The organism is Paenibacillus silvae (genome assembly GCF_014639235.1).
Lineage (GTDB): Bacteria > Bacillota > Bacilli > Paenibacillales > Paenibacillaceae > Paenibacillus > Paenibacillus silvae.
The window spans coordinates 654,616-672,824 of record NZ_BMFU01000001.1 but is presented as its reverse complement, the minus strand read 5'-3'; the positions used below and the strand labels follow the sequence as shown (position 1 = coordinate 672,824).

The following is an 18,209-nucleotide window of genomic DNA, read 5'->3' as shown; positions in this document are numbered from 1 at the left end:
GATAAGAGATGCATCCCGAGAGTAAACGTTCTTCAGCGACGTCTGAAGTTTGGAGACTCCTTGCCAATAAACACGGCAAGGAGTCTTTTTTGTTCTCCTCGTCACGGGGCCATGATTTCGAAGGAACATCCTGAGGAGGCTGAACGCATGAGCACAGAAACACATGTCATTATGGATGAAACGGCGATCCGCCGAGCACTGACAAGGATTGCCCACGAAATACTGGAGAAGAACAAAGGCATCGACGATTGCGTACTGGTTGGAATCCGCACACGCGGAGTGTACCTGGCCGAACGAATCGCCGCCAAGATTGAAGAGATTGAAGGCGCCAAAGTTCCATGGGGCGAACTGGATGTAACCCCTTATCGCGATGACCGTCTGGATAACAATCAGGCGAACCGCAGGGAACTGTTGATTATGACACCTGAATCCCTTTCCATCCACAACAAGAAAGTGATCTTGTTCGATGATGTGCTGTACACCGGACGTACGATTCGGGCCGCGATGGATGCGCTGATGGACTGCGGGAGACCCCAGAACATACAGCTGGCTGTACTCGCAGACCGCGGACACCGGGAGCTTCCGATCAGACCTGATTTTATCGGTAAAAACGTACCGACCTCCAAATCAGAAGAGATCGAGGTTGCGCTGATGGAAACGGATGGACAGGACGAAGTCAAAATCATTCAGAACCGGGGGGAGCAGGCATGATGATTACACAGACAGCGTTGAAAGACCGAAGCTTGCTTGGACTTAAGGACATTAGCCGTGAAGAGATTGAATCCATTCTGAATCGTGCAGCCCACTGGGAAGCCCAGCAAGAAAAGCTGGTTCCGATTCTGGAATCTCGCTTTGTAGCCAACATGTTCTTTGAGAACAGCACGCGTACCCGCTTCTCCTTCGAGATGGCCGAGAAACGCTTGGGAGCTCAAGTACTGAACTTTACGGCAGCCGCATCCAGTGTGGAAAAGGGAGAATCGATCTACGATACGGTTCGCACACTGGAATCAATGGGCATTGATGCAGGGGTTATCCGGCTGAAACCGGCTGGTGTGCTGCAGCAGCTGGCCCAGAAAGTGAACGTGCCACTTGTGAATGCGGGAGACGGGAACAATGAGCATCCAACACAGGCACTGCTTGATCTCTATACGATGCGGAAGACCTTCGGTGAACTGAAAGGCTTGCGAGTGTCGATCATCGGAGATATTTTGCACAGCCGGGTCGCGCGCTCCAATCTGTGGGCATTGCAAAAGTTTGGTGCAGATGTGCGCTTCTGTGCACCGCCAACGATGCAAGCTCCCGAGCTTGCACCGCACGCACCTTATGTGGCTCTTGAGGAAGCGCTGGATGCTGATGTAGTCATGATGCTCCGGGTTCAACTTGAACGTCACCAGCATGGACTGATCACTTCAGCTGAGGATTATCGTGAACACTACGGATTGACGGAAGAACGGGCATCCCGCCTGAAGCCAAGCACGATTATTATGCACCCTGCTCCGGTAAACCGTAACGTCGAGGTGGATGATGCGGTTGTGGAGAGCGAAGCTTCACGAATTTTCCCGCAGATGGCTAACGGAGTTCCGATCCGCATGGCGGTTATGGAACGTGCGATGAAGCTGTAACAGGGTCTAAACGAAAGTCATAGGCTGGCGAGATGATGTTTTTTGCAGAATAACAAGCAGAGTAGACGATAAACCATTCATTCAGCGGATTCAATCTGCTGGACAGAACTGAAGCGGAGGTCAATTATGGTACAGGTGATTAAAAACGCAAACGTCTTGAATCAAGAAGGGGAGCTTGAACGGAAAACCATTCTTATAGAAGAAGGTAAAATTAAAACGATCGCTGACCCGGAAAGTGAAATCGTACGGAACGCCGAGAAGTCAGCGCAAAATGTAACAGATGCTTCAGGAAAACTGGTCATTCCTGGATTGATCGATATGCATGTGCATCTACGCGAGCCTGGATTCGAACACAAAGAGACGATTGAAACAGGCGCACGCTCCGCTGCACAGGGTGGTTTTACAACGATTGCCTGCATGCCAAACACAAGACCTGTAACCGACACCCCAGAGGTTGTAGAACTGGTGCTGAACAAAGCGAAGGAAGCGGATCTCGTTAAAGTACTGCCTTATGCGGCAATAACCAAAAACGAGCTCGGACGCGAGCTGACCGACTTTGCTGCCTTGAAAGCCGCAGGCGCGATTGGGTTCACGGACGACGGAGTAGGTGTACAGAATGCACAGATGATGAAGGATGCCATGAGTCTGGCAGCCAGCATGGATATGCCGGTCATTGCTCACTGCGAGGATGATTCACTGGTTGTTGGCGGATATGTGACTGAAGGTGAATTCTCCAAGCGTCACGGGATCAAAGGTATTCCAAATGAATCCGAAGCGATTCATGTAGGCCGCGACATTCTGCTGGCTGAAGCAACAGGTGTACACTACCATGTGTGCCACGTCAGCACAGAGCAATCGGTTCGTTTGATCCGTCTGGCGAAATCCATCGGTATCAAGGTGACGGCAGAGGTTTGTCCTCATCACCTGGTGCTGTCGGATGAAGATATTCCAGGTATGGATGCGAATTGGAAAATGAACCCGCCACTGCGCTCGCCACGTGATGTGCAGGCTTGTATCGAAGGTTTGCTGGACGGAACACTTGATATGATCGTGACCGACCATGCACCGCACAGTGAAGAAGAGAAGGCAAAAGGCATGGAGCTCGCACCATTCGGTATCGTTGGATTCGAAACAGCCTTCCCACTGCTTTACACCAAGTTTGTTGAAACGGGATTATGGACACTGGATTTCCTGGTGAAACGCATGACGACTGATCCTGCTCGTGTATTCAGACTGGATACGGGTAAACTGGAAGCGGGAGCACCTGCCGATCTGACCATGATTGATCTGGGTGAAGAGAAAGCGGTTGACCCGGCAACGTTTGCGACCAAGGGAAGAAACACACCATTCACAGGCTGGAAGCTGAAAGGCTGGCCGGTACAAACATGGGTGGATGGCAAAAGCGTATGGAATAACACGTTACAGCAATAAAACAGCAGTATGATGACGTAATACATCGTTAAAAAGATACAATTGCACTTATAACATATATTTTTTAACGAATTAAAAGCTTGATCAGTAATAACTTTTTATGAACAAACTCAAGGCAAGTCAAGCCTTGAGACAAAATATACGCAACAAAGAAAAGTTGAATCCTGCTTTTGAACATAGACTCGAACGTAACTGCGGAGTGGGCAGAAAAGACCCGAAGAAGCGAAGCGCTCGCCTTTATCACCGGATTACCCCATTTGAAAAATGGAAAGAGAGTAATCCGGGGATAACAGCGATCGCAGGGTTTTCTGACCACGAAGCATCAACCTACGTAACATCGCTTATGTTCAACTCCAAGTATTCAACTTTGATAAACACAGAGGGAGTGAGATGGGATGCAGGGACAGGCAAGATTATTGTTGGAAGACGGCACACTGTTCACCGGTAAAGCATTTGGTGCGGAAGGTGAAACGACAGGTGAGGTCGTTTTTAATACGGGAATTACAGGCTATCAAGAGGTGCTTTCAGACCCTTCATACTGCGGACAGATCGTGACGATGACATACCCGCTGATTGGTAACTACGGTATTACTCGGGATGACTTTGAGTCCATTCGTCCTTATGTGCATGGCTTTGTCGTAAGACGCCATGAGCCAACACCAAGCAACTGGCGTGCGGAATACAGCGTGGATAATCTGCTGAAAGAATACGGCATCGTAGGCATCAGCGAGATTGATACACGTATGTTGACTCGCCGGATTCGTCACCACGGTACAATGAAGGGAATTCTCACAACAGGATCGAAGCCTGTCGAAGAACTGCTGGAGATGATGGGGGACACTACGATTGAGCAATTGCGTAACCAGGTGCCTATGACATCTACAGAGCATGTGTACAACAGCCCGGGTACAGCAGAACGAATCGTTCTAGTTGACTACGGTGCAAAAACAGGGATTTTGCGTGAATTGAGCAAACGTAACTGTGACGTTGTTGTCGTACCTCATGACGTAACGGCTGACGAGATTCGCAGACTGAATCCGGATGGCATTCAACTGTCCAATGGCCCTGGGGACCCGAAAGACGTTCCTCATGCGGTAAACATGATCAGTGAATTGCTGGGCGAATACCCGATCTTCGGCATCTGCCTTGGTCACCAGCTGTTCGCTTTGGCAGCAGGTGCGGACACGGAAAAACTCAAGTTCGGACATCGCGGTGGTAACCACCCGGTTAAAGAGCTGGAGAGCGGACGCTGCTTCATCACATCCCAGAACCATGGCTACACAGTAAACGAAGAGTCTGTGAAGAGCACAGATCTTGAAGTTACACACATCAACAATAATGACAAGACCATTGAAGGTCTGAAACATAAAACATATCCTGCCTTCTCCGTGCAGTACCACCCGGAAGCAGCGCCAGGACCGTATGATAACAGCTACCTTTTTGACCGTTTCATCGAGATGATTCGTCAGCACAAGATCACTAACCCGCAAAAGCCGCGTCAAGCCGTATTGGCAGCCGCAGTGAAAGGAGCGCAATAACATGCCGATTAACAAAGATCTCAAAAAAATCCTGGTGATTGGTTCCGGTCCAATTGTCATCGGTCAGGCGGCCGAGTTTGACTATGCCGGTACGCAAGCTTGCCAGGCTCTGAAAGAAGAAGGCGTGGAAGTTGTACTCATCAACAGCAACCCTGCGACAATCATGACAGATACAAATATGGCAGACAAAGTTTACATTGAGCCAATTACACTCGATTTTGTAACTCAGATTATTCGTCAGGAGCGTCCAGATGGCTTGCTGCCAACACTCGGTGGTCAAACGGGGCTGAACATGGCGGTAGAGCTGGCGCGTGCAGGCGTACTTGAACGTGAAAATGTGAAATTGCTCGGAACACAGCTCACATCCATCGAAAAAGCGGAAGACCGCGATCTGTTCCGTGATCTGATGCGTGAACTGGAACAGCCGGTACCTGAAAGTGTTATCGTGACAACCCTGGAAGAGTCCCTGCAATTTGCAGGTGAGATCGGTTATCCAATCATCGTTCGTCCTGCCTACACGCTTGGTGGAACAGGGGGCGGTATCTGTGCGAACGAAGAAGAGCTTCGTGAAACCGTAGCAGCCGGACTTCGTTACAGCCCGATCGGTCAGTGTCTGGTCGAGAAGAGCATTGCCGGGATGAAAGAAGTCGAGTACGAGGTTATGCGTGACAAGAACGATAACTGTATCGTTGTCTGCAACATGGAAAACTTTGACCCGGTAGGTGTTCATACAGGGGACAGTATCGTTGTGGCACCAAGCCAAACGTTGTCTGACCGCGAATACCAAATGCTGCGCTCAGCGTCCCTGAAAATCATCCGTGCCCTGAACATCGAGGGTGGATGTAACGTGCAGTTTGCGCTTGATCCGCACAGCTTCCAATACTATGTAATCGAGGTTAATCCACGGGTAAGCCGTTCCTCCGCTTTGGCTTCCAAAGCAACAGGATACCCGATTGCGAAGATGGCTGCCAAAATTGCCATGGGATATACGCTGGATGAGATCGTTAACCCGGTTACAGGTCAGACGTACGCTTGCTTTGAGCCAACGCTGGACTATATCGTAAGTAAAATCCCGCGCTGGCCGTTCGATAAGTTTACAACAGCGAACCGCAAGCTGGGTACACAGATGAAAGCGACAGGCGAAGTCATGGCGATTGGACGTACCTTTGAAGAATCCATTCATAAAGCGGTTCGTTCCCTGGAGATCGGTGTACACCGTCTCTACCTCAAAGGGGCAGAAACACTGGATGAAGAAACACTGAATGAAAGACTTGTTAAAGCGGACGATGAGCGCATGTTCCTGGTGGCAGAAGCGTTCCGCAGAGGATATACATTGCAGCAGCTTCAGGATCTGACGAAGATCGACTGGTGGTTCCTGGATAAAATTGAAGGGCTCATTAAGTTCGAAGATCGCGTTCGCGCAGAATCCGAATTGACTTCCGAAACGCTCTATCAAGCGAAACGCCTTGGCTTTACGGACCGTGCTATCGCTGAGTTACGCGCTGAAGGGCAGCCTGGCGGTACGCTGACAACAGAGGCAGAAGTCAGAGCACGTCGTAACGAAGAGAACCTGCGCCCGGTATACAAAATGGTAGATACATGCGCGGCCGAGTTCGAAGCAACAACGCCTTATTACTACTCGACATACGAGACAGAAAACGAAGTTCTGCCTTCCGACAAGAAAAAGGTTGTTGTTCTTGGCTCCGGTCCAATCCGCATCGGTCAAGGGATCGAGTTTGACTACTCCACCGTACATGCGGTATGGGCTTTGCAGAAAGCCGGATATGAGGCAGTTATTATCAACAACAACCCGGAGACGGTATCGACAGACTTCAACACATCGGATCGTCTGTACTTCGAACCACTGTTCTTCGAGGATGTCATGAACGTTATCGAGCAAGAGCAGCCAGTAGGAGTTATCGTGCAGTTTGGTGGCCAAACGGCGATCAACCTGGCGGCACCGCTGCGCAACGCAGGCGTGACGATTCTCGGAACAGACTTGGAAAGCATTGATGAAGCAGAGGACCGCAAAAAGTTCGAGCGTCTGCTCTCTCGCCTTGAGATTGCACAGCCAAAAGGCAAAACAGTAACTTCCGTAGACGATGCGGTGGAAACAGCTCAAGCGCTCGGATATCCTGTACTTGTTCGTCCTTCGTATGTCCTGGGTGGTCGCGCAATGGAGATTGTATACTCCGATGCAGAACTCTTGACTTACATGGAACAGGCGGTAAAAATCAATCCGGAGCATCCGGTTCTGATCGACCGTTACATGCTGGGTAAAGAGGTTGAGGTAGACGCCATCTGTGACGGAGAAACGGTACTGGTGCCGGGTATTATGGAGCATATCGAACGCGCAGGGGTACACTCTGGCGACTCTATCGCGGTATATCCTCCGCAGCACCTGTCTGCTGATCTGAAAGAGAAAATTGTAGAAATCACCATCAAAATTGCGAAGGAATTGAAAACGGTCGGACTGGTGAACATCCAGTTTGTTATCCATGAGGGTCAGGTTTATGTGATCGAGGTGAACCCACGTTCTTCCCGGACCGTGCCTTTCCTGAGCAAAGTAACCAACATTCCGATGGCGAACCTGGCAACACAAGCGATCCTCGGTGTGAAACTGAAGGACCTTGGTTATGTCGATGGACTGTGGCCTGAAACAGATCATGTATCGGTTAAAGTTCCAGTGTTCTCCTTCGCGAAGCTGCGCCGCGTTGAGCCTACGCTTGGACCTGAGATGAAGTCTACTGGTGAGGTTATGGGACGTGATCCGAACTATGCCAAAGCTTTGTTCAAAGGTTTGATCGGAGCAGGAATGAAAATTCCGGCTACTGGAGCAATTGTGGTAACGGTAGCGGATAAAGACAAGGACGAAGCTGTGCCTTTGCTTGAAGGTTTCTACAGACTTGGTTACAAAATTATGGCAACTGGCGGAACAGCCGCTGCGCTTCAAGCAGCGAACATTCCGGTAACGGTTGTGAACAAATTGAGCGAAGGCTCCCCTAACATTCTCGATATGATCCGCAGCGGTGAAGCGAACTTTGTGTTCAACACCCTGACTAAGGGTAAAACACCGCAGCGTGACGGATTCCGGATTCGTCGTGAAGCGGTAGAGAATGGTGTGGTATGTATGACTTCCCTGGATACGATTCGCGCGCTGCTGATTATGCTGCAAACGATCAACTTCTCCTCGGAGGCTATGCCAGCCTTTGTATAACAAATAGTCACTTGATGAAGGACATCAGTCAGCCTGCGGGCTGGCGGGATGTCCTTTATATCGGGCAAAAACGGAAAAATAAGCACGCGGAAGGGGCGCTGGGTTATGAATCACCCGAATTTCAATGAGATGGCCGGACGTCTGATGGTTGCACTGGATTATCCGGGAGTGGAAGAGGCTCAGAAGCTGGTACAGGCCCTTGAAGGCATCCCTTGTTATCTCAAGGTTGGTATGCAGCTGTTCTATGCAGCGGGGCCAGACTTCATTCGGCAGCTGAAAGCGAAAGGATACTCCGTGTTTCTCGATGTGAAAATGCATGATATTCCCAACACGGTGCGTGGCGGAGCCGAGAGCATTACTCGTCTTGGGGTGGATATGTTTAATGTGCACGCAGCGGGCGGAGCCAGCATGATGCGTGCGGCGTGTGAAGGCGCAGAAGCGGCGCTTGCCGCTAATCCTTCTCTGAAGAAACCCGAGATTATCGCGGTAACACAGCTGACCAGCACCAGTGCAGAGACAATGAATAACGAGATTGGTATCCCTGGGAGTGTAGAGCAAACGGTCGTTCGTTATGCCGGACTGGCTCAGGAGGCCGGACTGGATGGTGTGGTGGCTTCTCCGCTCGAAGTGCCAGCGATCCGGGCAGCATGTGGCGGTGATTTTCGCACGGTAACCCCCGGCATTCGTCCGGCGGGCAGTGGTCTTGGCGACCAGACACGTGTCCTGACACCAGGTGAAGCCATCAGCAGAGGCAGTCATTACATTGTTGTTGGAAGACCCATTACGGGCGCATCCGACCCGCGTGAAGCAGCAGAAACTATTTTGAAGGAGATGTTGAACGCATGATCGAACTAAGTCAAATTCCAAACCATATCGCTTCACAGCTGTTAAAAATCAAAGCAGTGGCGCTGCGTCCGCAGCAGCCATTCACATGGACGTCCGGCATCAAATCACCGATCTATTGTGATAATCGCCTGACGATGTCTTATCCAGAGATCCGTAACGACATTGCCGAAGCATTTGCGGCTATCATTCGGGATCAGTACCCGGATGCAGAAGTGATCGCAGGTACTGCAACCGCTGGTATTCCGCACGCAGCATGGGTCGCTCAGAAGCTGAACCTGCCTATGGCCTATATTCGTGATAAAGCAAAAGGTCATGGCAAGGAAAACCTGATTGAAGGCTTGATCAGCGAAGGGCAGAAAGTAGTTGTGATCGAGGATTTGATTTCAACTGGAGGAAGTTCGATTAAAGCGGCTGAAGCCGTTCGTGCGGCAGGAGCTGAACCACTGGCTGTGCTGGCCATTTTCAGTTATCAGCTGGATAAAGGGGTAAAAGCGTTTGAGGAAGCGGGCATTCCGCTGCAAACCCTGTCTAACTATACAGCGCTGATGGAGGTTGCACTCGCAGAGGGGACGATTCAGGAAAGTGACTTTGCTCTTCTTCGATCATGGCGCGAAAATCCTTCTTCATTTGGGAAATAATATCATTGGGCGAACAACAAGCTGCCGTCTGGCAAACGGTATCAAAATTGTAATGATTGCCGTAATGACGGTAAAAGGATTGAATATTCAAGTGGCATCCCGCATGTTGGGATGCTTTTTTGTTATGTTCATCAAAATATTAACTTTTTCACGCTGACGTTGTAAAAAGCTTGTAACTTTTAGTAGAGAGCAGTCGTTTATAATTCAGTGTAGTATGGAACAGATTTCTAGTTTTAGGGCGCATGAAGGAAATGCGCAGGATGACAAGAGAGGATGAGCGTGATTGCCGGCATGAAAAAGTTATTCTCAAAAAAAAGACCTGCCAAGAGCCAATCGGGCGATGAACATCAACTGGAGCAGCCTAAGCCGGAGGAGGGAGCAGCAGCGGAAGCATCTTCATACATAATACAACCTGAGCCTTCTGTCGTCGCCGAGGTTTCATCGGATGGGCAAGCTGCGGTGGAGGAGACGGCAGCTGCTGCTGTCGAGGAACCACCTCAGAAGGCTGCAAAAAAGCCAAAGAAGGAGCTGCTTCCTCCGTATGATGGTCCTGTTCTGGAGGTTCGCAACGTTCATCGCAGCTTTCAGACGGGCAGTCGTATCATTCATGTGCTCAAAGGCATTGATATGGAAGTGAAGCCGCAGCAGCTTGTTATGCTCAAAGGACGATCGGGTTCGGGTAAAACGACGCTGCTCAATATGCTTGGCGGGCTTGACCAGCCCTCCAGCGGGGAGATTTTATTTGCCGGACAGCCCTTGCAGGATTGGGGAGACCAGCGGCGAACGGCTTTGCGGCGCAAGGAAATCGGGTTTATTTTTCAGGCGTATGCGCTTATGCCCTTGTTATCGGCTTGGGAAAATGTAGAGCTGTCGCTTCGCATGGCGGATGTGCCGCGCTCGGAATGGAAGGAAAGAGTAGGTCACTGCCTCGATCTGGTCGGTTTGACCAAACGGGTGAAGCACCGTCCTTTTGAAATGTCCGGAGGGGAGCAGCAGCGGGTAGCTATCGCAAAAGCGATTGCACACCGGCCAAGGCTGCTGCTTGCGGATGAACCAACGGCTGAGCTCGATTCCAAGATGGGCGCACAGGTAATGACGGTGTTCCGCAATATCATTGAAGTAGAGCAAGTAACGATATGTATGACTACACACGATCCTACAATTTTGGAGGTTGCGGACCATGTTTATGAAATGGCGGACGGCAGATTTCTCAAGTAAAGGTGCCGCTCCGAAGAGGGGGAAACGCGCAGCTCTTATTGTACTTGGTGCAATACTCGCTGCAACGATGTCAGGCTGCTCATTGCTGCCATCCGAATCGGAGGAAGAGGTGCTTCCACCGATCACACCGCCAACGATCTCCAAGAAACCGGAATATGAGGTTCGCACGGAGACGCTGGAGAAAAAGGTTAGCGGAAGCGGCAAGATGATGAGTCAGCGCGAAGAGAAGGTATATTTTACACTGGATGGCATGCATGTTAAAGAGCTGAATGTTAAACCGGGGGACAAAGTAAAGAAAGGGCAGGTGCTCGCTGTACTTGATGTCGCCAGTGTGGAGAAGGAAATTCGAGGCAAGCGGCTTCAGATTCGCAAGTCCGAAGTACAGATGAAGGAAACACTACGCAAAAAAGACGAGATGGACCCGGTGGAGTTCGAGGAAGCAACCATTGCTTTTGAAGAGCTTCGTCAGGAGCTTGTCGATCTGGAGGAACAGCTTGGTCAGTCCACATTAACGGCTCCATTTGGCGGAACAATTATTGCGGTTCAAGTTGAGAAGGGGGCTGCGGTCAAAGCCTATGATCCCATCGCAACGATTGCGGATACGTCCAATCTTGTTGTTGCGGCTACGTTTGCGAAGGAGGATCTGGAGAAATTCACGGCAGGTATGAAGGCCGAAGTGGATATTAATGGTGCTGGCAAGGTGGCAGGCAAAATCAAAGTGATGCCTACCGCTGATGCTTCAAACAACAACAATAACGGCAACGGATCAGGCCAGGGAGGATCACCTCCTCCAAAGGAATCACTTGATCAGTATGTCATTGTTACTCTGGCAAAAATGCCGAAAGGTGTGGAACGCGGCACGCCTTTAACGGTTTCCATCGTAACACAGCGTACCGAGAACGCAATTGTCATTCCTGTATCCGCTCTGCGCTCCATCGGCTCCAGAACCTATGTACAGGTCATTGAGAGTGACGGAAGCAAGCGCGAGGTGGACGTTGAGGTTGGACAGCAGACATCGACCGATGTCGAGATTCTGAAAGGTCTGACAGTAGGTCAGAAGGTTGTGGGACGCTAATGGGGCTGCCATTGCTTCGGCTGCTGTTCCGCAAAATGTGGAACACACGCTGGATGACCTTCAGTACACTAATCGGCTTGATTGTGGCGGTAGCGTTCACCGTCAGTATTCCGATGTATGCCGATGGTGCACTGAAACGGGTTGTCGCGCAGACACTGCAGGATAACAGTGAGGGTTTGCCAGCAGGATCATTGCTGATGAGCTATCAGGCACCTGGGGGTGCAAAGACAGATTTAAGAGGCCTGGATGAGGTCGATCGCTATATTCGCGAGGATGTTGCCCGTGACATTGGCTTTCCATTCCGTACGTATGTGAATACAAGATCCATTCGCAGTACCGAGGTCAGTCCTGAAGACCCAACCAAAGTGGATGCAAGCCGGGTACGGAGCATGACACTGGCAACGATGAGCGGACTGGATGCACAGGTGAATTACTCTGCCGGTGTAAAACCCGGAAATCAGGTCAAGGACGACATTATCGAGGCCGTGATGCTGGAAGAAGGAATGTACCGGAATGATCTTCATGTTGGCGATATTCTGGAGTATCCGATATACAGTGGTCTTGACATCACACTTCGTATCAAAATTACAGGTTCATTCAAAGCGGACGATGTAAACAGTCCTTACTGGGTACAAGGGTTCGATGGCATGATGAACGGGCTTTATGTGAATGATACGGTTTTTAATGACGTATTACTCAAGGAGAAGGGCGTTCCGCTTCAAAACTCGCGTTGGTATTATGCCTTTGACCTGAAAGACGTTCAAACCAGCCAGCTGTCTGGTCTCAGCTCGATGCTGGAAAGGCTGGATATTGATCTGTATCAACGGTTGAAGGATACCAAAGTGGATATTACGTTCGGTGATCTGCTCAAGCAGTTCCGCAGTCAGAGTCTGCAGCTGCAGACGATGCTGTTTACCTTGGCTGCGCCGATGATTGCAATGGTCTTTTATTTTATCGCAATGAATGCAAGACAATCGCTGCAGAAGCAGGAGAGTGACATTGCGGTGCTTCGCAGCCGCGGAGCCTCAGCTCGTCAAATCTTCTCGCTGTATCTGTTGGAAGGCATCTTTCTGGGTGCCATAGCGCTGGTGGTTGGACCGTTTCTCGGGTGGTTCATGGCAAAAAGCATTGGTTCTGCAAGCGGCTTCCTCTCTTTTGTCGATCGGAAATCCATTCCGATCGGTGTATCCAAGGAGGCAGTGCTGCTTGGAGTGGCAGCTGTACTTGTTGCCATCATTGCATCTCTGATTCCAGCAATCACTTACGCACGGGCGACGATTGTATCCGCGAAGCGGCGTCAGGCTCGCACAGACCGTGCGCCGCTGTGGCAGCGCTGGTTCCTCGATGTCGGACTGCTGGGATTGGCGGGATACGGCTATTATCTGTTCTATGAACGTCAGATGCTGACGTTCCAGACAGGCATGACCACAGATCAGTTACAGGTACAGCCGTTTCTGTTCTTCGTACCTGCGCTTGCCATCTTTGCACTGGGATTGTTTTTCCTGCGTTTGTTCCCTTGGATTCTGAAGCTGATTCAATTCATCGGACGCAAGCTGCTTCCAGTCCCGTTGTATCTGACATTGACACAGTTGTCCCGTTCCTCTTCATCCTACTACCCGCTGATGATTCTGCTGGTGCTGACACTCGGTCTTGGGGTGTATAACTCGGCCGCGGCCCGCACCATTGATTTGAATTCGACAGAGCGTACACTGTACCGTTACGGTTCGGATGTTATTATGCAAACGGTATGGGAAGGAACGCCGGAGATTAAGCCTGGAGGTTCAGGACAGGGCGGAGGATCAGGTGGCGGTCAGCAAGGCGGAGGCGGAAGTGGTGGCGGAGCTAATGGCGGTGCCGGAGGAGGAAATGGTGGTGGCGGAGCGCCGGGCGGCGGTGCCGGTGGTGGTTCATCACAACCAACCAAAATTATTTACTCCGAGCCTCCATTTGAAGTGTTTCGCAAGCTGCAAGGCGTAGAGTATGCCGCGCGTGTACTGCAAACGAAGGGGAATATCATTGTTTCGGGTAAATCTGGCGGTCAGGGGATGTTAGTCGGTATTGATAATGTTGATTTTGCCAAGGTAGCCTGGTTCCGAAACGATCTGTTCCCTGCCCATCCGTACAAGTATCTGGATTTACTCGGAAAGTATGAGGGGGCTGTGCTCATCTCTTCGAAATTTGCAGACAAATTCAAGCTTAAAACCGGAGATATGGTTTCTATGGGGATTCAAGGTCAAGCGATCGAATTTGTTGTGTTTGGTATCATTCCATACTGGCCTTCACAATACCCGGATCAGATGCCGTTCTTCGTGGCCAATCTGGATTATATATATGATCAGGTGCCTTTAATGCCTTATGAGGTATGGTTGAAAATGAAACCGGACGCCAAAGTGGCTCCATTAATGGAGAAGCTTGCGGCAGAGGGGATTGAGCTGTCATCTGTTCGTGATGTGCGAACAGAACTGGTTACTCAGGGGAAACATCCTTCAAGGGGGGGAGTGTTCGGTATCCTGAGTCTGGGCTTCCTGGTGTCTGTAATTATCTCGTTAATCGGGTATGTGCTCTACTGGTTCTTTAACCTTTCGGGACGTGTGGTGCAGTTCGGTGTGCTGCGGGCCATGGGGCTGTCGAGGGCACAGCTTAGCGGCATGTTGCTGCTGGAGCAGGTGTTCACGGCGGGTCTTTCGATCCTGCTGGGAATCGGTATTGGTCAGGTTTCCAGCAGGCTCTTCCTGCCATTCCTGCAAACGACAGATAATGTGTCCGCACAGGTACCGCCATTCCGCATCGTCTTTGAACAGCAGGATATGCTTCAGCTCTACGGCGTAACCGTGGTCATGCTGATTATTGGAGCGTCCATGCTACTCTGGCAGATTCGCAGGCTGAGAGTGCATCAGGCGGTCAAAATGGGAGAGGAGAGGTAAACGTGATCCAATGCGAGGGACTTGTCAAAATTTTTAAATCCAGCGATGTGGAAGTCGTTGCCCTTCAAGGCCTTAACTTGACTGTCAATCAAGGAGAGATGATGGCGATTATCGGCAACAGCGGCAGCGGCAAATCAACTCTGCTTAACATTCTGGGCGGTCTGGATCGTCCTACTGCCGGCACAGCCGTTGTAGGTGACTGGGACCTGCTCAAAATGACGGATGCTCAACTGGTCGAGTATAAACGTCACACGGTCGGATTCATCTGGCAGAACAATGGGCGTAACCTGCTGCCCTATCTCACAGCGCTGGAGAATGTAGAGACACCGATGATTCTGGGAGGCAAGCGTGATCGTGCGTATGCGATGCAGCTGCTGGAATGGGTTGGTCTGAAGGATCGGATGCATAACAAGCTGCATCAGTTGTCAGGAGGGGAGCAGCAGCGTGTAGCCATTGCCATCTCCTTGTCTAATCGGCCCAAAATTCTACTGGCAGACGAACCGACAGGCTCGGTGGATTCCGAGACATGTGATACGATCATGAATATTTTCCGCAAAATGAACAAGGAACTGGGGGTAACGATTGTTATCGTTACCCATGATTTGACACTGGCGGGCAAAGTGGACCGCATTGTTGCAATTCGGGACGGCCTGACAAGCACCGAATTTGTGAAGCGGAATCCGAATCTTGACGATGAACAAGGCCTGTCTGAGGCAGGGGCACCTGACGTTCATGAAGCCTTTGTCATTATTGATCGCGCAGGGCGGCTTCAGGTGCCTAAAGAGTATCTGGAAGCTTTGTCGATTGACAGCCGGGCAACGTTGGAGTTTGATGGTGAACGGATTGTCATTACACCGCCAAGATAATAAATGAGGGGGAAATTGTGAGATGAAGAACAGGTTGTGGGGAAAACGTGTGCTGGCTATTATGGCAACGGCAACGTTGGCATTGCCTTTAATTGCGGGATGTACAGCCAGTGAGAGTAAAGATAACGAGCAGCGTGTGCTGCGTGTAGCTACACTGTGGGGAGGACAGGATGACAGCTATTTCCGTCAGCAATTCACGGATGCTTTTGAGCTTACACATGGCAATGTTACAGTCGAAATCGTACCGGCTGTCGATCAGGGCAGCATGTATGGCTATGGAAATTCGGAAGAGCAGCAAGAAGTCCCGGATACGCTGGAGAGTTTGAAAAAAATTATGACTGGAGATAATCCGGTTGATGTTGTCATTGCTGATACCTCTACAGTAAAATCATTAATTCAGGAAAATATGGTTAAACAGCTTGATCCGTTGATGCAGGAAGACAAGTTTGACACCAGCGATATTGTGCCAAGTGTGCTTGAGGGAATCAAGGATCTGGGTGACCAGAACATCTATGCATTGACACCTACATTCTCTTCCTCGGCGCTGTATTACAACAAAGGGCTGTTTGAAAAAGCAGGTGTTGAACCGCCAACGGATAATATGACGTGGGATGATATCTTTAATCTGGCCAGACGCCTTACAAAAGGGGAAGGAAAGGATCATGTCTTCGGATTGGCATTTTCCACCTATCAAGGCGGTTCTTCGTATTACTCCATGGCACAATACTACAACTCGCTGCAGTTGAAGATATTTGACGATAAAGCAGAAAAGATGACGGTGGACTCTCCGCAGTGGGAGAAGGTATGGAGCACGATCAGTAAGCTGGCGCTTGATAAAGTCATTCCGAAAGGTGACGAGCAGCAGGATCAACAGACAGAAGGGCGCTACAATCCTATGCAGGGCGACTTGTTCCTGAGTGGCAAGACGGCGATGGCGATCGGCGATTACAGCTATATTAATCAACTGATTGATGCAAACAAAAATGCAGATAAAATGAAGGATTTCACCAAAGTGGAATGGGACGTCGTAACACCACCGGTTCATCCGGAAGCGCCTGAAATTGGCGGCAACATCTACTTGAGTAATTTGATGGCGATCAATAGCTCGGCTCAGAATCCGGATGATGCCTGGGAACTGATCAAGTATATGAACAGTGAGGATTGGGCGAAGATCAAGGCACGCAGCAGCTACGAGATGGTATCCCGGAAGAGCTTTATCAAGCCGAAAGATGGTCTGGACTATAATATTCAGGCATTCTACACATTGAAGCCGGTACCGCCAACCAATACCAACCTCGACAAGCTGTATCAAAAGATGCCTAACTTATGGCAGGTAAGCGACAAAGGTATGGAATACTTTAATCAGGTTTTAGAAAACAAAAAGACGCCAAAAGAAGCACTGGCAGAATGGGCAGCGAAAGGCAACGAAATGCTTGAAAAGTTGAAGAAGGACCCTAAAGCGTCCTTCCAATAAGTTATGTTTGCTCTCGTTTATATCCGGGGTAAACATATAATGTAGCGTGAAATCTTTATTACTAAACAGCCGCCGGAGATTTATTAATCTCTGGCGGCTATTTTTACGAAAAAGGGGCATTCTACAATTAACAGCAATATATGATGCCATTGGAAAGGACGAGCAGCATGAGATGGGTATATTTTGGCAAGCTGTACACAACTAAATTTCAGGCAGGCTGCCTGGCAAAAAGACTGGAGCAGGATGGCTGGATTTATGGTCATAACGAGCCCGAAGAAGTCGAAGTATACCGTTCACGCAAAGGCCGTTACGGTGTGCGATTTATTCCCTGAGATTACCCCTTGACTAATAATGTATTAATGGTGTATATTAATTAAGTCGCTGTTTATTATTCTTAACGACGCGGGGTGGAGCAGCCCGGTAGCTCGTCGGGCTCATAACCCGAAGGCCGCAGGTTCAAATCCTGCCCCCGCAATATAGCTTTACTGGATGATTCACAGCCATCATCTGCACTGTTATATATTATTTTGTCTAGGGCCCTTAGCTCAGTTGGTTAGAGCGGTCGGCTCATAACCGATTGGTCACAGGTTCGAGTCCTGTAGGGCCCATATTTCAAAACCCTTGCGTTGCAAGGGTTTTTTTCTGTTTTCATAGTGGAAATTTCATAGGTTATAGAGGGATCTTGTGCATTTCAAGTTTAAACTATCTACTCCAATGACAGAATAACCTTCCTATTGCTGTTATGCCCAGGTTTTTTCTGACCTCTCCGTTTACGTGTAAATGAATGGCTTAACTTTTATAGTCATCTGACTTTTTTTAACTAAGGGTATGTATGTCCATGCCAGAATACAATTCTCACATATACTATCTTATCCCAACACATAGGAGGTAGATTTCATGAGTCAATTTATTGACGCAAGAACGTCGCAGAATGCGAGCTTGGCGAACTCCATTGCAATTCCGATTCTTGTGATTAACACCCCGCAATTGTTTGGTCAGATTGGTCTGATCACCGATAATATCGGTGCTAACCCGCGTGTTCAGTTTACAGGAACCGTAACAGTACAGCTGCCATTAGCTCTTGTAGGCATTACGATTACTGTTGTAAGAGGAACGCTGTCAACCGATCCGGTCATCTATTCGGCTACGTCTACATTCAGCTTGAGTGTATTGGCACCGCAAGTAATTACATTCTCGGCCAGTGACTTTGACCCGCCAATTACACCTCAGCTGACGTATACTGCTTTTATCAGCTCTAACTTGCTGGGTACAATCCGTGTTGGCCCTGAGAACTTTGAAGGGTCCCTGTACTCTGACTAAGATGGAATTGGCTATTAAGAGATTTGAGTCTGCTTATCTA

The 18,209-nt window shown here is 49.6% G+C and carries 14 protein-coding genes and 2 tRNA genes; all 16 read left to right on the top strand.

Annotated elements, in window-relative coordinates:
* Nucleotides 1-147 precede the first annotated feature (147 nt).
* The gene (pyrR, locus tag IEW26_RS03035) at nucleotides 148-711 is read left to right on the top strand and encodes a bifunctional pyr operon transcriptional regulator/uracil phosphoribosyltransferase PyrR (RefSeq protein WP_145404067.1); all 564 of its coding nucleotides are present in this window, start codon (nucleotides 148-150) and stop codon (nucleotides 709-711) included.
* Nucleotides 711-1,622 carry an aspartate carbamoyltransferase catalytic subunit gene (locus IEW26_RS03030; RefSeq protein ID WP_373288429.1) on the top strand — a complete coding sequence of 304 codons (912 nt, stop codon included), beginning with the start codon at nucleotides 711-713 and terminating at the stop codon, nucleotides 1,620-1,622. Before pyrR ends, IEW26_RS03030 begins: the two co-directional genes overlap by 1 nt.
* A 126-nt stretch (nucleotides 1,623-1,748) precedes the next feature.
* The gene (gene pyrC, locus IEW26_RS03025; RefSeq protein ID WP_188591214.1) at nucleotides 1,749-3,053 is read left to right on the top strand and encodes a dihydroorotase; all 1,305 of its coding nucleotides are present in this window, start codon (nucleotides 1,749-1,751) and stop codon (nucleotides 3,051-3,053) included.
* A 395-nt stretch (nucleotides 3,054-3,448) separates the two neighbouring features.
* Nucleotides 3,449-4,591 (top strand): glutamine-hydrolyzing carbamoyl-phosphate synthase small subunit, encoded by a 1,143-nt coding sequence (gene carA, locus IEW26_RS03020; protein WP_111272223.1) that lies wholly within the window; start codon nucleotides 3,449-3,451, stop codon nucleotides 4,589-4,591.
* A gap of 1 nt (nucleotide 4,592) precedes the next feature.
* A complete protein-coding gene (gene carB / locus IEW26_RS03015) occupies nucleotides 4,593-7,808 on the top strand; it encodes a carbamoyl-phosphate synthase large subunit (protein ID WP_111272224.1) in 3,216 nt (1,071 codons plus the stop codon).
* Nucleotides 7,809-7,913: 105 nt separating this feature from the next.
* The gene (pyrF, locus tag IEW26_RS03010) at nucleotides 7,914-8,654 is read left to right on the top strand and encodes an orotidine-5'-phosphate decarboxylase (RefSeq protein WP_308423438.1); all 741 of its coding nucleotides are present in this window, start codon (nucleotides 7,914-7,916) and stop codon (nucleotides 8,652-8,654) included.
* The gene (gene pyrE / locus IEW26_RS03005; protein ID WP_188591213.1) at nucleotides 8,651-9,292 is read left to right on the top strand and encodes an orotate phosphoribosyltransferase; all 642 of its coding nucleotides are present in this window, start codon (nucleotides 8,651-8,653) and stop codon (nucleotides 9,290-9,292) included. The genes pyrF and pyrE overlap by 4 nt, the downstream gene beginning before the upstream one ends.
* Nucleotides 9,293-9,565: 273 nt before the next feature.
* On the top strand, nucleotides 9,566-10,510 hold the full coding sequence (locus IEW26_RS03000; RefSeq protein WP_229729626.1) for an ABC transporter ATP-binding protein: 945 nt from the start codon (nucleotides 9,566-9,568) through the stop codon (nucleotides 10,508-10,510).
* The gene (locus IEW26_RS02995) at nucleotides 10,473-11,585 is read left to right on the top strand and encodes an efflux RND transporter periplasmic adaptor subunit (RefSeq protein WP_188591212.1); all 1,113 of its coding nucleotides are present in this window, start codon (nucleotides 10,473-10,475) and stop codon (nucleotides 11,583-11,585) included. Before IEW26_RS03000 ends, IEW26_RS02995 begins: the two co-directional genes overlap by 38 nt.
* The gene (locus tag IEW26_RS02990) at nucleotides 11,585-14,509 is read left to right on the top strand and encodes an ABC transporter permease (protein ID WP_188591211.1); all 2,925 of its coding nucleotides are present in this window, start codon (nucleotides 11,585-11,587) and stop codon (nucleotides 14,507-14,509) included. Before IEW26_RS02995 ends, IEW26_RS02990 begins: the two co-directional genes overlap by 1 nt.
* Nucleotides 14,510-14,511: 2 nt before the next feature.
* Nucleotides 14,512-15,375: an ABC transporter ATP-binding protein gene (locus IEW26_RS02985; RefSeq protein WP_110898476.1), complete on the top strand. Its 864-nt coding sequence runs from the start codon at nucleotides 14,512-14,514 to the stop codon at nucleotides 15,373-15,375.
* 22 nt (nucleotides 15,376-15,397) lie between these two features.
* Entirely contained in the window at nucleotides 15,398-16,849 is a 1,452-nt protein-coding gene (locus IEW26_RS02980) for an ABC transporter substrate-binding protein (RefSeq protein ID WP_111272229.1), read from the top strand.
* 167 nt (nucleotides 16,850-17,016) lie between these two features.
* The gene (locus IEW26_RS02975; RefSeq protein WP_167434093.1) at nucleotides 17,017-17,181 is read left to right on the top strand and encodes a hypothetical protein; all 165 of its coding nucleotides are present in this window, start codon (nucleotides 17,017-17,019) and stop codon (nucleotides 17,179-17,181) included.
* A gap of 69 nt (nucleotides 17,182-17,250) precedes the next feature.
* Nucleotides 17,251-17,324 (top strand) — tRNA-Met (locus tag IEW26_RS02970).
* A 59-nt stretch (nucleotides 17,325-17,383) separates the two neighbouring features.
* A tRNA-Ile gene (locus IEW26_RS02965) sits at nucleotides 17,384-17,457 on the top strand.
* 289 nt (nucleotides 17,458-17,746) lie between these two features.
* Nucleotides 17,747-18,169 (top strand): hypothetical protein, encoded by a 423-nt coding sequence (locus tag IEW26_RS02960; RefSeq protein WP_145404057.1) that lies wholly within the window; start codon nucleotides 17,747-17,749, stop codon nucleotides 18,167-18,169.
* The last annotated feature ends 40 nt before the right edge of the window (nucleotides 18,170-18,209 follow it).

Coding starts and splice junctions, on each gene's coding strand:
- pyrF (WP_308423438.1), top strand. CDS start 7,914: ATGAATCACCCGAATTTCAATGAGATGGCCGGACGTCTGATGGTTGCA.
- carA (WP_111272223.1), top strand. CDS start 3,449: ATGCAGGGACAGGCAAGATTATTGTTGGAAGACGGCACACTGTTCACC.
- pyrE (WP_188591213.1), top strand. CDS start 8,651: ATGATCGAACTAAGTCAAATTCCAAACCATATCGCTTCACAGCTGTTA.
- IEW26_RS02980 (WP_111272229.1), top strand. CDS start 15,398: ATGAAGAACAGGTTGTGGGGAAAACGTGTGCTGGCTATTATGGCAACG.
- pyrC (WP_188591214.1), top strand. CDS start 1,749: ATGGTACAGGTGATTAAAAACGCAAACGTCTTGAATCAAGAAGGGGAG.
- IEW26_RS02960 (WP_145404057.1), top strand. CDS start 17,747: ATGAGTCAATTTATTGACGCAAGAACGTCGCAGAATGCGAGCTTGGCG.
- carB (WP_111272224.1), top strand. CDS start 4,593: ATGCCGATTAACAAAGATCTCAAAAAAATCCTGGTGATTGGTTCCGGT.
- IEW26_RS03030 (WP_373288429.1), top strand. CDS start 711: ATGATTACACAGACAGCGTTGAAAGACCGAAGCTTGCTTGGACTTAAG.
- IEW26_RS02995 (WP_188591212.1), top strand. CDS start 10,473: ATGTTTATGAAATGGCGGACGGCAGATTTCTCAAGTAAAGGTGCCGCT.
- IEW26_RS03000 (WP_229729626.1), top strand. CDS start 9,566: ATGAGCGTGATTGCCGGCATGAAAAAGTTATTCTCAAAAAAAAGACCT.
- pyrR (WP_145404067.1), top strand. CDS start 148: ATGAGCACAGAAACACATGTCATTATGGATGAAACGGCGATCCGCCGA.
- IEW26_RS02990 (WP_188591211.1), top strand. CDS start 11,585: ATGGGGCTGCCATTGCTTCGGCTGCTGTTCCGCAAAATGTGGAACACA.
- IEW26_RS02975 (WP_167434093.1), top strand. CDS start 17,017: ATGAGATGGGTATATTTTGGCAAGCTGTACACAACTAAATTTCAGGCA.